Annotated in this window: 12 protein-coding genes; 7 read left to right on the top strand and 5 right to left on the bottom strand. The window is 57.6% G+C overall.

Features of this window, described 5'->3' with window-relative positions; genetic code table 11:
• Position 1: 1 nt before the first annotated feature.
• The gene (locus BUE38_RS22970; protein WP_159438886.1) at positions 2 to 247 is read right to left on the bottom strand and encodes a hypothetical protein; all 246 of its coding nucleotides are present in this window, start codon (positions 245 to 247) and stop codon (positions 2 to 4) included.
• On the opposite strand from BUE38_RS22970, the gene BUE38_RS12565 reads away from it, so the two are divergent.
• The 3 genes from BUE38_RS12565 (at position 237) to bfr (ending at position 3,992) form a co-directional block, all read left to right on the top strand.
• Positions 237 to 1,361: an MFS transporter gene (locus tag BUE38_RS12565; protein ID WP_159438885.1), complete on the top strand. Its 1,125-nt coding sequence runs from the start codon at positions 237 to 239 to the stop codon at positions 1,359 to 1,361. The two genes, BUE38_RS22970 and BUE38_RS12565, sit on opposite strands and share 11 nt — an antisense overlap.
• Positions 1,362 to 1,707: 346 nt before the next feature.
• Positions 1,708 to 3,297: an alkaline phosphatase gene (locus BUE38_RS12560; RefSeq protein ID WP_234986948.1), complete on the top strand. Its 1,590-nt coding sequence runs from the start codon at positions 1,708 to 1,710 to the stop codon at positions 3,295 to 3,297.
• A gap of 227 nt (positions 3,298 to 3,524) precedes the next feature.
• Positions 3,525 to 3,992 carry a bacterioferritin gene (gene bfr / locus BUE38_RS12555; RefSeq protein ID WP_073435564.1) on the top strand — a complete coding sequence of 156 codons (468 nt, stop codon included), beginning with the start codon at positions 3,525 to 3,527 and terminating at the stop codon, positions 3,990 to 3,992.
• 272 nt (positions 3,993 to 4,264) lie between these two features.
• Here bfr and BUE38_RS12545 read toward each other — a convergent pair whose 3' ends face one another.
• Positions 4,265 to 4,795 carry a putative glycolipid-binding domain-containing protein gene (locus tag BUE38_RS12545; protein WP_073435562.1) on the bottom strand — a complete coding sequence of 177 codons (531 nt, stop codon included), beginning with the start codon at positions 4,793 to 4,795 and terminating at the stop codon, positions 4,265 to 4,267.
• Positions 4,796 to 4,879: 84 nt separating this feature from the next.
• Positions 4,880 to 5,185, bottom strand: a complete 306-nt coding sequence (locus BUE38_RS12540) for a hypothetical protein (RefSeq protein ID WP_073435561.1) — start codon at positions 5,183 to 5,185, stop codon at positions 4,880 to 4,882.
• A 385-nt stretch (positions 5,186 to 5,570) separates the two neighbouring features.
• On the opposite strand from BUE38_RS12540, the gene BUE38_RS12535 reads away from it, so the two are divergent.
• Positions 5,571 to 6,014: a DUF4399 domain-containing protein gene (locus BUE38_RS12535; protein ID WP_073435560.1), complete on the top strand. Its 444-nt coding sequence runs from the start codon at positions 5,571 to 5,573 to the stop codon at positions 6,012 to 6,014.
• A 47-nt stretch (positions 6,015 to 6,061) separates the two neighbouring features.
• On the top strand, positions 6,062 to 6,823 hold the full coding sequence (locus tag BUE38_RS12530; RefSeq protein WP_073435559.1) for an META domain-containing protein: 762 nt from the start codon (positions 6,062 to 6,064) through the stop codon (positions 6,821 to 6,823).
• Between the two features lie 41 nt (positions 6,824 to 6,864).
• On the opposite strand, the gene BUE38_RS12525 is transcribed toward BUE38_RS12530, so the two are convergent.
• Positions 6,865 to 8,007, bottom strand: coding sequence for a GGDEF domain-containing protein (locus tag BUE38_RS12525; RefSeq protein ID WP_073435558.1), 1,143 nt, complete (start codon positions 8,005 to 8,007; stop codon positions 6,865 to 6,867).
• A 319-nt stretch (positions 8,008 to 8,326) separates the two neighbouring features.
• Positions 8,327 to 9,046, bottom strand: a complete 720-nt coding sequence (locus BUE38_RS12520) for a YebC/PmpR family DNA-binding transcriptional regulator (RefSeq protein ID WP_073435557.1) — start codon at positions 9,044 to 9,046, stop codon at positions 8,327 to 8,329.
• Positions 9,047 to 9,221: 175 nt separating this feature from the next.
• Between BUE38_RS12520 and BUE38_RS22965 the strand changes: the two genes are divergently transcribed.
• Together BUE38_RS22965 and BUE38_RS12515 are read left to right on the top strand one after the other, a co-directional pair.
• A complete protein-coding gene (locus BUE38_RS22965) occupies positions 9,222 to 9,371 on the top strand; it encodes a hypothetical protein (RefSeq protein WP_159438884.1) in 150 nt (49 codons plus the stop codon).
• Between the two features lie 516 nt (positions 9,372 to 9,887).
• Entirely contained in the window at positions 9,888 to 12,914 is a 3,027-nt protein-coding gene (locus BUE38_RS12515) for a bifunctional diguanylate cyclase/phosphodiesterase (protein WP_073435672.1), read from the top strand.
• Positions 12,915 to 12,947 lie beyond the last annotated feature (33 nt).

Below are 12,947 nucleotides of genomic sequence, written 5' to 3'. Positions count from 1 at the left end.
TTCACGGTGTGTTTGTTAATAACTTTATGGAATGTATTTCATAAAGTATATGAATTGTTTTTATCAATATCCTTCCTCTAACATCGCCTCCCGGCGTTGGCTGGGAGCAGTCAGCTCTGCTCCTGTCGCCTGCTGGAACCATTCCCTCAATGGAGAAGAGGATGCCGGGACAAATCGCTGCATGGAAGGTGAACCTCTGGGTTACGGGGTCAGGGTCATTCATCAACATGATCGCCATGACGATCATGTTGCCTTTCCTTCCCCACTATCTCGGTAGCCTGGGTGACTACTCGGAAGGGGAGACCTGGCTGTGGTCAAGCCTGGTCTATGCCTCGACCTTCATCACCGCAGCGCTGTTTGCGCCCCTCTGGGGACGGTTATCCGACCGCTATGGATGCAAGGTCAACCTGGTGCGTGCCAGCGTCGGCATGCTGATCTGCATGACCTTGATGGGCCTGGCGACCAGCGCCTGGCAGATGGTAATACTGCGCCTGTTGGCGGGCATTGCCGGCGGCTATACCTCGGGCGCGACCATTCTCATGGCGAAGGAAGCTCCCGAATCCCGCTCGGGACAGGCGCAAGGGGTGCTTTTTGCCTGCATTCTTGGCGGTAGTCTGGCTGGCCCCGTGCTGGGTGGCTTCATCTCCGCTCATGTCGGCATGCGCGAGGCCTTCTTCATTTCCGGTGGCATGATCCTCTTCAATGTTCTGGCAACCGTCTTTCTGGTCAGCGAAGACCATGTTCCGCCGAGGTCACGTGGAGAGTTGCAACCAATTGTCGTGCCATTCGATTTCAGGATCTGGACGTTGCTGATTGCGACCATGGGATTGCTGGTGGCCAACCTGTCGATCGAGCCGATCATCTATAGCGTGGTCGAGAGCTTGAGTCACCATCCGTTCGAGACGACATCGGCGGCAGGCATCGTCCTTTCTGCCACGGCATTGGGTAGCCTGCTGTCATCGTTGATGCTCGGTAGTCTGGCCGATCGCTATGGTGCCATGCGCGTTGCCGTATATGGCTTCGGTATCGGTGCCTTGCTGATCATTCCTCAGGCTCTTGTGACGGACGTCTATGTATTGACGTTGCTGCGTTTCGCCATGGGTCTGGCGCTGGGTGGTGTGCTGCCTTGCCTGAAATCAGCGCTCAAGCATGCCTATACCGATGCCGGTAGTCTTGGACGCGTCATGGGACTGTCGACGTCCTTTCAGTATATCGGCCAGGTGGCAGGCCCGATGATGGGCGGCATCGTGGCGGCTGCCTGGGGCACTAACCATGTCTTTCATGTCACCGCGGCAGTGGCCTTGATATGTGCCGTTCTTCTTTCCTGTGGTATGCGGCGTTCTGTTGTGTCGACCATCTGATGCTGCACCTGGAGCGGGGGAGAGCGCAGTGGTATCAGAGGCGTAGAGGTGTCGCTCGTTTTCTCGACGTCACAAAAATGAAATAAAATATTCATGAATTGCGATTCGTTATCCACCGGGTTTGATACTGTGGCGAGGCAACCGGCTTGAAGGCTGGCTGTCTCCTGCTTGGGTAGGCCAGTCAAGTGTCTGAATATTCAGGACGGTTCAGACATGCCCTTGACGTTGAGGAAGCGGTGGCTGCAGGAAACGATGGCTGGGGGAGACCTGCGCAGGATGAGCCTTCCCCCTTGATGGCCATCGACAGAATGGTGACAACAATAAGGATGGAACAATGAGATATTGCATGAAGCAAACACCGGCTATCGGCGCGCTTTTCGGCGGTCTGTTGCTTGTCGGCGCCGCGGCACCTGCCAGTGCCGCTGAAATCAGGAATGTGATCCTGATGATAGGCGATGGCATGGGACCTCAGCAGGTAGGGCTGCTGGAAACCTATGCCAATCAGGCGCCAGACTCCATCTACGATGGTCAGCCCACGGCGTTTCACCAACTGGCTGACGAAGGTGTGGTGGGCTTTTCCCTGACGCACCCTGCGGATGCCGTGGTGGTGGACTCTGCCTGTTCTGCCACTCAGCTGGCGACGGGGATCTACACCGGTAGCGAAGTGATTGGTATCGATGCCGATGGCAACCCGGTCGAAACCGTACTGGAGCTGGCCCAGTCTCAGGGCAAGGCCACGGGGCTGGTATCGGACACTCGTCTGACGCATGCCACTCCGGCGGCCTTTGCTGCTCATCAGCCACATCGCTCACTGGAGAATGCGATCGCTGAGGATATGCTGGCGACCGGTCCTGATGTCATGCTCTCCGGAGGCTTGCGCTACTGGGTACCACAGTCCGTGAGCGAGGACAGTGAGGTGGCCGGGCAGGTCGAGACGTTGATGGGCGGGGCCTTCGAGCCGGCCTCGAAACGCGAGGATGATCGCAATCTGCTCCAGGAGGCGGCCGACAGTGGTTACGGCCTGGCTTTCAGTCGCGACCAACTCGATGCCTACGAAGGCAACAAGCTGCTGGGCCTGTTTGCCAACTCCGGGATGGCCGATGGCATCACCTATCGCAATACGAAGGATGACCCCGAACGCCAGGAGCCATCGCTGCACGAGATGACCCAGAAGGCTCTGAGTATTCTCGAACAGGATGAAGACGGCTTCTTCCTGATGGTCGAGGGCGGTCAGATCGACTGGGCAGCACACTCCAATGATGCTGGCACCATGCTCAATGAGCTGGTCAAGTTCGACGAGGCCATTCAAGGCGTTTACGACTGGGCCAAAGGGCGTGAGGATACCGTGATTCTGGTCACTGCTGACCATGAAACGGGCTCGTTCGGGCTCAGCTATTCTGCAGCCAATCTGCCGGAGCCCCAGGCCAGGACAGGTCCGGCCTTCGCCGAGCGGGATTATGCTCCCAACTTCAACTTTGGTGGCTTTGGACTGCTCGACTCGATCTATCAGCAGAAGAATAGTTTCTGGGTGTTGCTGAATGAATTCGAGGCTCTCGAGAAGGAGCAGCAGACACCCGCTCGCCTGATGGAAATGGTCAATGCCAACAGTGACTTCCAGATCGACGAAGCCCAGGCAGAAGCGGTACTGACCGACAAGCCGAACCCCCATCATGTGGAGGGACACAGCTATCTCGATGCAGAGGAAGTTCCCGCCATCGCGGATGTCGATGCGTTCTATCCCTACAACGATCGCGGTGATGTTCTGGGACGTATCCTCGGGACCTCACAGAATGTCGTCTGGGGCACTGGAACCCATACCCATACGCCGGTGAATGTCTTTGCCTGGGGGCCGGCGGAGACAATCCTGCCGGTATCCTCGATCCAGCATCACTCCAATGTTGGTCAGTTCCTCAAGTCGCTGGTCGCGGCTGACTGAGGACAAGGTAAGGTAGACGGCTCTCCCGACAGGTCCAGCCGGGAGAGCCTCCGTGGGTCTGTGGGGGAGATCAGGTGTCCAGCGCTCCGACCGGAACGAAAAACTAATGCGAATCGTACGCAGGATTTATCTCAAATAGCTGAATTTATTGAAAAAATTGATATTCCATGAGTTCGGTTATAGGATGTCTTTCCGTCTTTCTATCCACGACTCATGGACGCATTCATATGCAAGGCAAACAGCACATCATCGATGCCCTCAACGGTCTATTGGCAGCGGAGCTTGCCGCCATGGATCAGTACTTCATTCATTCCGAGATGTACGCTGACTGGGGGCTGAGCAAGTTGCACGAGCGTATCGCCCACGAGTTCGATGATGAGAAGGGACATGCCAAGGTCCTGATCGAGCGTATCCTGTTTCTGGAAGGCAAGCCTGACATCCGTACTCGTACAGAAGTGCGTGTTGGTCAGGATGTGGAAGAGATGCTGGGCTTCGACCTGCAGCTTGAGTACGAAGTGCGTGATGCGCTGAAGGATGCGATTGCCCTGTGCGAACAGGAACAGGACTACCAGACACGTAATGTGCTGATGCCCTTGCTGACGGATACCGAGGAAGACCACGCATACTGGCTGGAGCAGCAGCTTCGCCTGATCAGGATGCTGGGTCTGTCCAATTATCTTCAGGCGCAGATGTAATGTCCCGGCCTGCTCGAGCATTCGGGCGGGCTCCTGTTCTGTCCGATACCCGTTCCGGACTTCTCTTTCCGGACGCTCTCATTCGCACTGTCTGGGCGCTGGATAACGCGGTGCCGGATGACGTCGCCGCTGGTGGTGGCGCACACAGGGTGGGCAGCATACTCCCTGCCGCGGGGGATGAGGTGCGGGTCTGAGTGTCCGTGCATCGTTGGCTGGTGGTTGCCCGGTCAACAAGCGAGTATCCAGAAGTTGCAGCAGTTCCTGTAACCCTTTCATTGGATGACCTCGAATAGTCCTTCGTAGTGGGTGACAAGGCCATGATGGTCGAGCTTGAGACTGGCCTCGAAGCCGCAGGCGACACCTTCATCGATGTAGTGCCAGTTATCGTCGTCATGGCGTTGATAACGTTGACGGGACGGCAGGATTTCCATTGTCGGGGCATCAATGAACAGCGCTGTCAGTGTGGCACTTTCGCGTAGTTGCTGGATGGCTACCGAGTTGCAGAATGGCGTCACCGAAAGGTCAATTTCCTCGCAGTGCGACAGGTCCTTGCGTTGGTGTCCGTTGATCCACCAGTCACTGCCATGGCGCTCGATCTGCATATCTTCGGCATGCGGTTTCAGTAGTTGGAGCATCAGCCGCTGAGTGCGCCATCGGCGATCAAGCTGCCACTGGTAACAGAGCGTGAATGGCACGGCACCAAAGGTCGCAACGATCGAGACTGCACGGTATCCGTGGGAGCTGTGTTCCAGCCTGAGTGTTTCCAGACCGGGCTCATCCAGACGACGCCATTGATAGATCATGGTCGATCCTGCGGTGATAGGCGCATGACCGGCTTTACGGCATGGCACCAGGGACGACTTTGGGCAGACCACGCGTAATGAGGCTCAGGACTTGCTGTCGAACAGTTCGGATCTGGCTTCACGAAGAACGCTCTCACAGGCAGCCTGCTGGGCGAGAGAGGTCATCAGTCCCTGAGACAGGGCGAACCCCTTTGCCAGGCAGGTATCAATGTCGTCCGAGCTGAGGGCAGGACGGACGTTGAGTGCGACTGCCAGAGTACAGGTACTGCCATCCAGACGATCCGCCAGGCTGCGTAGCCACCACGCCAGGCGTTCTGACCATCGTGCTGAGGCCAGCGCTCTGGCGCTGATGCTGAGCGTACAGCGCCACTGGGGTCGATACACCTTCATGGGAGTGCCCTCCAGAGTCTCCGGTGATGTGTGTCCTCGTGTTGCTCTGACTTCAGCTTATGCATGTCTCGTGTCGTAGCCAGCCCTCGAAGGTGGGGGCGCTGATATCTATCCAGAGGTATCGGCAGGGAATCAACATCAGCATGTAAAGTATAGGCAGGCCATCGCGCAATATGCAGTTGAGCGGATATGCGCCAGGGCGGCCGAGGAATACCGCTCGAGTGAGTGGGCTTGGGCCTTCGTAGCACGGGGGCTACGTTACTGGAAAGGGAGTCCAGAAGACTTTGCTGATGGACGGCGCATGATGTTGCTACACTCCAGGTTCAATGTGTTGCTGTGCTCCTGGCGGGGCGGCAACATCCATGAGCGATAAGGAGGTATCATCATGCGATTCACGACAAGGATTCTTCCAGTGGTACTGGGGACCGCTCTGGTCTTGCCTGCCCTGACGCAGGCAGCGGAACTCGAACGTCTGACGGCACCGGAGGGTGCCAGTGTGTACATGATTTCACCGCAGGACGGCGCTGTCGTGTCGAGCCCCGTGACGATACGCATGGGGCTCGAGGGCATGGGTGTCGCACCCGCCGGAGTCGAGGCAGAAGCCACCGGACATCATCACCTGCTCATCGATACTCCCCTGGATGAAGTCGATTTGTCCGAGGCATTGCCGGCAACCGATAATATGGTCCACTTCGGTGGTGGGCAGACCGAAACCAGCATCGAACTGGAACCGGGCGAACACCAGCTCCAGCTGCTGTTCAACGATTACCGTCATGTCAGCTTCGACCCGCCGCTGGCATCGGATGTCATCACGATCACTGTGGAGTAGCTGGCAAGGTGACCAGTAGGCCGGGCCAGTGAATCAAGAGGACTGAAATGAAAGGGATGATTCGACTGGTCGCTCTGGTAGCGCCTCTGTTGTGGCTGGCAGGTTGCTCACCTGCGTCGGATGCTGGTGATGAGAACATGCTCGGCGAATTGCCGGCCAGCTATCGTGGCAACACTCCCTGTGCCGATTGCAATGCCATCCGCGAAGAGCTTGCCTTGTTCGCGGATGGCGCGCTGGTGCTGGAACGGGTCTATCTTGGCCCGGGCGAAACTCGCCGTGATTCCATCCGGGGTAGTTGGCTGTTGAACGATGCTCGCCGCCTGTCATTGCACGATGCTGCTGGCCAATTGGTCAGTGACTGGCAGGTCGCCGAGAATGGCGATCTGTTGATGCCCGCCACTGATGGCAGTGAGGACGCGATACGTCTGGTGCGGCTTCCACAGTATCTCGGCGAACCACTGGAAGATCGTTACTGGCGCCTGCTGGAGGTTGGTGGTCGGGCGGTGGAAGTCAGTGAAGCCTTCACTCGGGAACCTCACCTGGTACTGCACTCCAGTGAACTGCGTGTAGCGGGCAGCAATGGTTGCAATCGATTGATGGGAACATACAGCCTCGGGGAAGGGGCACGCATCGATTTTGGTGAGCTGGCCTCGACTCGCCGTGCCTGTCACCCTGAAGTGGCGGACATGGCCCAGGCGTTCGAGAAGGCGCTGTACTCCACCTCAAGCTGGCGGATACTGGCCAATCATCTCGAATTGCGCAATGAAGCCGGGGATGTGGTGGCAAGCCTTGAGGTTGTCCACTTCTAGCCGACTCACCCATAAACCGGTCTGGTCGTCTGGAGAGTGTTTCAGTGAACCTGGTCGCCCGCGGCCAGAGACTGATCCGGGTTGGTCTCGACGATTTCCTGCCGGGCATCAACATGCTGGCTGATGATGCGGTTACGACCTGTAGCCTTGGCACGGTAAAGCAGACGGTCCGCGCGGTTGATGACTACATCAAAGGGTACCCCGGGGGGCAGGTTGGTGACGCCGATGCTCATGGTCAGCGGAATCAGTGCCCCGTAGTGTTGTATCGGGTGATTATGCAGATACTGGCGGAAGCTTTCGATGACCGGCAGGATTTCGTCGACGCTGGCATCGGGGAAGATCAGCAGAAACTCTTCACCTCCCCAGCGACAGAGTACATCCGAACTGCGAAAGTGTTTCGACAGCTTGCTGGCGACTTGTACCAGGCAAGCATCTCCTACCTTGTGCCCATAACGATCATTGATGTGTTTGAAGTGATCAATATCCAGCAGGGCAACGCTGCACGGTGACTTGTTGCGTTGCTGCTGCATGGAAGTCTGACGCAGATAGTCGCTGGCAAAGCGGCGGTTGAACAGCCCTGTCAATGCATCGCGGGTGGCCATGGAAGTCAGGCTGCGCGACTGCATCTCATAGACGCTACGTACCAGCATTGCAAACAGCACCATCACCGTCAGCGCCACGGCAAGGTTCACGGTGGCGGCCAGTGGTGGCAGATTGGAGGCTGTGGCCAGCGGTACTGCATCGACAGGCAGGCGCTCGAGCACCATGAACTCGCACATGCCGAGCAGACCAATCAGTACCGACCGCCACCTGGGCATGTTGGGACTCAGGGTGACCAGGCAGGACAGCGGCAACAGGTAGTAGTGGAAGCCGGCGCCGGTGCCCAGTGTCATGGCCATGATGGCTGCGTGAACACCGGCTTCACTGGCGATCAGATAGACGGCCTGGTTGTGATTTCCTCGATAGTTGGCAACCAGTGCACCCAGCCACATAAGCACACTGATAACGTTGAGAGCGGCAAGCCAGGGGTGATCATAGGCCAGGAACAGAGCGATGAAGCTGAGGTGAGTAATGGCTCCGAGAATGCTTGACCAGTGGATCAGGAAGAACTTGAGGTAGTCCTGACTGCGAACCCGTTGTGGCTTGTCTCGGGAAATGTGGGCGGCAAATAAAGTCTCACGCATGCATGGTCGCTCTGGTTGTGGACTGGCTCCGGTTTCCGTCGTTCAGGGAACAGGACTCCTCGGGCGGTGCAGGCTTCGCGCGATGATGGTACAGAGTGCAGCCATGCGCATGAGGTAATATTAGAAGATAGTTTCAGTCATTAATCTAGCAGATGACGATCAACCTGGAGGGCGCGAGATACCACGCAAACTGTGCGTCACATACCCGGCGTCAGGAGGCCCGGGTGGGTGAGAAGAGCCAGGTAACGCATGGTTGAAGGGCGGGAAGAGCGAACTGACGTGTGCCCGGCGCCTGTCGTGGGGCCGGGCAGTGTCGTGATCAGGGAAGCTCTGCGCTGTGGTAGACATTCTGCACGTCATCCAGGTCGTTGAGCATGTCCAGTAGCTTCTCGAACAGCGCAACGTCATCACCTTCGATCGGTGTTGTTGCCTGGGGGAGGAACTGGATTTCCTCGACCTCGAAATCGATATCGCCAAAGGCATCATGCAGTGCCTGGCGAGTCCGGGCAAAGTCGGTCGGGGGGGAAAAGACGGTAATCTGCCCACCTTCACTCTCGATGTCAGTGACATCGACCTCCGCCTCCATCAGTGCTTCCAGCGTCGCCTCTTCATCGTCACCCGCGAAGGCAAAGATCGCCAGGTGATCAAACATATGGCTGACACTGCCGGGCGTACCGATCTTGCTCTTGGTCTTGGTGAAGCAGGCGCGTACGTCGCCGAAGGTGCGGTTCGGGTTGTCGGTCAGGCACTCGACGATCACCATGGCGTTGCCGGGGCCGAATCCCTCGTAGCGCGCTGCCGAATAGTCCTCGCCGCCGACACCGGCAGCCTTCTCCAGCGCCTTGTCGATGACATGAGATGGCACCTGGTCCTTCTTGGCACGATCCAGCAGACCGCGCAGGGAAAGATTGCCGTTGGGGTCGGAGCCACCTGACTTGGCGCAGACATAGATCTCGCGCCCGTACTTGCTGTACACCTTGGTCTTGGCGGCGGCCGTCTTGGCCATGGATTCCTTGCGGTTCTGGAAGGCCCTACCCATTGCATTGTCCTGTAGCGTAGAAACACGAGACAGGATTCTACGAAACCCAGCGGGGAGCGAACAGCCTTATTTCCGTTCTGGGGTCGAGATCTGGTGCCGTTATCGACGAAAGTGTGACCTGGGGGCTGCTTGTCGGTCTGCTTTTATTAACCCGGCATGCTTTCTTGTTGGGTTAATGGCGGCACAGGGGCGTGCCGCCGTCGGCCATCAGGCCGACGCGAGACCGCGCCACACCAGCAGATCCGCGCATCTGCGCCAGTGTGGTGCGGACGACAATCAAATCGATCAGGATGAGCTATTTGATTGCCATGTTGATAGTGCATGACGGTGAAATATCGTGTGACACGCCATCGCCAGCTCACTCCATGCCATCGGGGCGGTTGATCCACGCAGTCCTGCTCGGGATCACAGCGTTTGCGCTATGGTGATATACACGGGGTCATCGTTGTGATTTTCGGTCTGGAGCGCACTCAAGACGATTCGCTGCGAGCCGAAGTGTGTTGCTCGGTGAGATATCGGAAGTGTCTGTAGGAAAAGGCTGGTTCCTGCTGTCATCACTGATCTTCATCCTTGAGCGGTGACAATATTATGGTGTGGTAATTGGTGGATAGTGGCGACCCAGAATGCAGTGACCCGAAACGTCGCGACCATGGCCGATACAGGTCAGTATATCGAGTATTGTTATTATCATCCTGGTGCGCTGGGTCATGCGGTTCGCTCAGGGGTCTTGCTTGCCTGGGCCGCCGTGCATGCCCATACCGATCGATCAAAAGGCCATGGCGGCCTTTCTACGTGATCCGCACCACCTTGAGGACCTGCTATGCCCGCTGGCGATGACAGCATGCCGAACTCGGCTGGCTCGGTATCGAGACGGCGCTGGAAGGCAGTTCTACTGTACGGGCTGTCGTTGCTCCTGCTGCTGCTGGGTATCGCCTCGGTGATCCGGGCTCAATACCAGGCGGAGTTTCGAGTCGCCGAGCAACGCCTGGAATCCAAGGCCGCGCTGGTGGTGGATCTGGTCGAGAGCACGTTTTCCACTCGCGGACAGTCGCTGTTCGGGCTATCCGATATGCTGGCCTCCGGCGAACTCCCCGAGCAGACGGCCCTCAGCGAACGACTCGGTGATCATGACCGAACCCTGCCCTACATTGATGACCTGATCATCGCCGACCTTTCAGGCCGAATTGTGGCTCGATCCGATCCACGTGTTGGCCAACCGCTCACGATACGCGAGTCTCAACTCTATCAGCGTCTGCTGAAAACCCAGCACGACTTTGTGGTGACGCCGTTGTTCTGGTCGGAGAGTGCGGCAGACTATCGGATGTTGATTGCCCGTTGGCTGAAGGGACCTACGGGACAGGTCGTGGCTGTTGGTATGGCACGCATTGATCCGCATATGCTCATCAAGCTGGTTGAGCAATTGGAGTTGGGGGCAGGCGAAAGCGTTGCCATTATCGATGAGCGAGCTCAGCTATTGGCGAGGCGTCCAGCGTCGAGCTTTCATCTGGGCGATGTCATAGAGGCGACTGGTACCATTGAGTTTCTGCGTGATGGCGCCCTGGAGCATCAGTTCACGGTCAACTCTCCCGTTGATGACCAGCGCCGTCTGTACGTGACAAGAAGGGTGGGTGGTCTCCCGCTCTGGGTCGTGCTGGGACAGAGCACGAGCGAGCTGTTGACCGGCCTCGTGGAGCGATTGTGGCCGTTATTGTTGACCAGTCTCCTGCTGTCTCTGCTTGGATGGCTGTTGTTGCGTCACCTGTTGGCTCAGTGGCGCATCGAGCAGGTCTTGCGTAGGGAAGTTGTCGAGCGGCAGAAAGCGGAGCAGGACGCGCAGAGGGAGGAGGCGCAGTTGCAGGCGTTGATCAACTCGATGCAGGACATGGTCTTTGTGCTCACGGTGGATGGACGCTTCTCCTATGCTCATGCCGGTGACGAGTCGCTCTTGCTGGTGCCTCCTGAAGAAATGATCGGCAGCCACTATCGTGACCTGCTTCCTGAGCCTGTCAGTCAGTATATCGGTGAGGCGGTGGAGCGATTGGCGGCATCGGGGGAGCCTCAGCGCGTCGATTATCGGCTGGAGCTCGAGTCCGCTCCTGCGTGGTTTTCTGCGTTACTGACACCGGTGCTTGATGCCAGTGGCAGGATGGGGTCGATTCTAGCGGTGGTCCGCGATATTACCGAGGACCGTGCTCAGCAGGTGCAGTTGAGTATTGCTGCCACGGCGTTCGAGACTCACCTGGGAATGATGATCACGGATGAGAGTCGGGCTATTCTCAAGGTCAATCGTACCTTCACCCAGATCACGGGCTACACCGAAGCCGAAGTGTTTGGCCAGAATCCTCGAATGCTCAGCGCAGGACGCCACGATGCTGCCTTTTATCAGCGTCTCTGGCAGCAGGTCGACACTCGTGGGTCATGGCAGGGGGAAATCTGGAATCGTCGCAAGAACGGTGAGATCTATCCTCAGTGGCTGACGATCAGCGCCGTTCGTGATGACCGGGGCATCCTGACACATTATGTCGGGACACTCAGTGACCTCACTGAAAGCAAGGCTGCCGAGCGCGAGATCCATCAACTGGCGTTCTATGACCCGCTTACTGGCCTGGCCAACCGACGGTTGATGCTTGATCGCCTGGAGCAGGCCTTGATCAGCAGTGAGCAGAGCGGGGAATACGGTGCGCTATTGCTGCTCGACCTGGATAACTTCAAGCAGGTCAACGACAGCCTCGGGCATCATGGTGGGGACGACATTCTGCTGGCGGCGGCCCGGCGAATATCATCGGCGCTGGATGATAGTGACATGCTCGCCCGCCTGGGGGGCGATGAGTTCGTAACCCTGATCCGTGAACAGGGTAGTGATGAACGGGGAGCGGGAGTGGTGGCCCAGCGTAAGGCCCAGAAGTTGCTGAGCGCACTGGCGACTCCGCTCGTCCAGAATCAGAGCAGCTTTTCGTTGAGTGCCTGTATTGGTATCGCGCTGTTTCGCGATCAGGTGTCCACTGATGCGCTACAGAGTCAGGCCGAGATGGCGCTTTACCAGGCTAAATCTCTGGGCAGTAACCAGGTGTGTTTCTTCGATCCGGAGCTGCAGGCCCGACTTATCGAGCGAACGCAACTGGAAAATGACCTCAGCCTGGCGTTGGAGAAACGTCAGTTGTTCCTGGTCTATCAGCGCCAGGTCGATGAACATGGGGACGTTGTTGGTGCCGAAGCTCTGTTGCGTTGGAGGCATCCAGAACGTGGCCTGGTCTCTCCGGTAGAGTTCATCCCTCTGGCGGAAGGACGAGAGTTGATTCACGAGATCGGTCTCTGGGTGATCGAGTCGGTCTGTGGATTGCTGGTGAGCTGGGCGCAGCAGCCTGCGTTGACCGAGCTGACGTTGTCGGTCAACGTCAGTCCACGACAGTTTCAGGAGCCCTCTTTCGTGGAGCAGGTGCGAGAGATCCTGGCGCGTACCGGGGCTCCTGCGTCACAACTCAAGCTGGAGGTGACGGAATCCCTGTTTGTCGATGACCGTGATGATATTCGCCGAATGATGGAAGAGCTCAAGAGCCTGGGTGTCACCTTCTCGCTTGACGATTTTGGTACGGGATATTCCTCTCTGTCGTACCTGAAGCGCCTACCTCTCGATCAGATCAAGGTGGATCAATCCTTTGTGCGCGATCTGCTCGACAACTCAACCAGCTCAGCCATTGTGGCCAGCACCATTGCCCTGGCACAGACCCTTGAGCTGGAAGTGATCGCTGAAGGTGTCGAGACCGAAGAGCAGCGTGCCTGGTTGCTGCAGCATGGTTGCCTACGCTTCCAGGGCTATCTGTTCGGGGCCCCGGTGCCGCTGGATGATGGCATTCCTGCTCTGCGCTGAGGGCTTGGTGATGAGGCACAACGGAACGTAAGC

The organism is Halomonas cupida (genome assembly GCF_900142755.1).
Classification (GTDB): domain Bacteria; phylum Pseudomonadota; class Gammaproteobacteria; order Pseudomonadales; family Halomonadaceae; genus Halomonas; species Halomonas cupida.
Note: the sequence above shows the minus strand (reverse complement) of the source record. Positions and strands in the feature narration are given on the sequence as shown.

Excerpts from the sequence above, each read along its gene's own strand:
- BUE38_RS12565 (WP_159438885.1), top strand. The coding sequence starts at position 237 with ATGACGATCATGTTGCCTTTCCTTCCCCACTATCTCGGTAGCCTGGGT.
- BUE38_RS22970 (WP_159438886.1), bottom strand. The coding sequence starts at position 247 with ATGATCGTCATGGCGATCATGTTGATGAATGACCCTGACCCCGTAACC.
- BUE38_RS12560 (WP_234986948.1), top strand. The coding sequence starts at position 1,708 with ATGAAGCAAACACCGGCTATCGGCGCGCTTTTCGGCGGTCTGTTGCTT.
- bfr (WP_073435564.1), top strand. The coding sequence starts at position 3,525 with ATGCAAGGCAAACAGCACATCATCGATGCCCTCAACGGTCTATTGGCA.
- BUE38_RS12545 (WP_073435562.1), bottom strand. The coding sequence starts at position 4,795 with ATGATCTATCAATGGCGTCGTCTGGATGAGCCCGGTCTGGAAACACTC.
- BUE38_RS12540 (WP_073435561.1), bottom strand. The coding sequence starts at position 5,185 with ATGAAGGTGTATCGACCCCAGTGGCGCTGTACGCTCAGCATCAGCGCC.
- BUE38_RS12535 (WP_073435560.1), top strand. The coding sequence starts at position 5,571 with ATGCGATTCACGACAAGGATTCTTCCAGTGGTACTGGGGACCGCTCTG.
- BUE38_RS12530 (WP_073435559.1), top strand. The coding sequence starts at position 6,062 with ATGAAAGGGATGATTCGACTGGTCGCTCTGGTAGCGCCTCTGTTGTGG.
- BUE38_RS12525 (WP_073435558.1), bottom strand. The coding sequence starts at position 8,007 with ATGCGTGAGACTTTATTTGCCGCCCACATTTCCCGAGACAAGCCACAA.
- BUE38_RS12520 (WP_073435557.1), bottom strand. The coding sequence starts at position 9,046 with ATGGGTAGGGCCTTCCAGAACCGCAAGGAATCCATGGCCAAGACGGCC.
- BUE38_RS22965 (WP_159438884.1), top strand. The coding sequence starts at position 9,222 with ATGGCGGCACAGGGGCGTGCCGCCGTCGGCCATCAGGCCGACGCGAGA.
- BUE38_RS12515 (WP_073435672.1), top strand. The coding sequence starts at position 9,888 with ATGCCGAACTCGGCTGGCTCGGTATCGAGACGGCGCTGGAAGGCAGTT.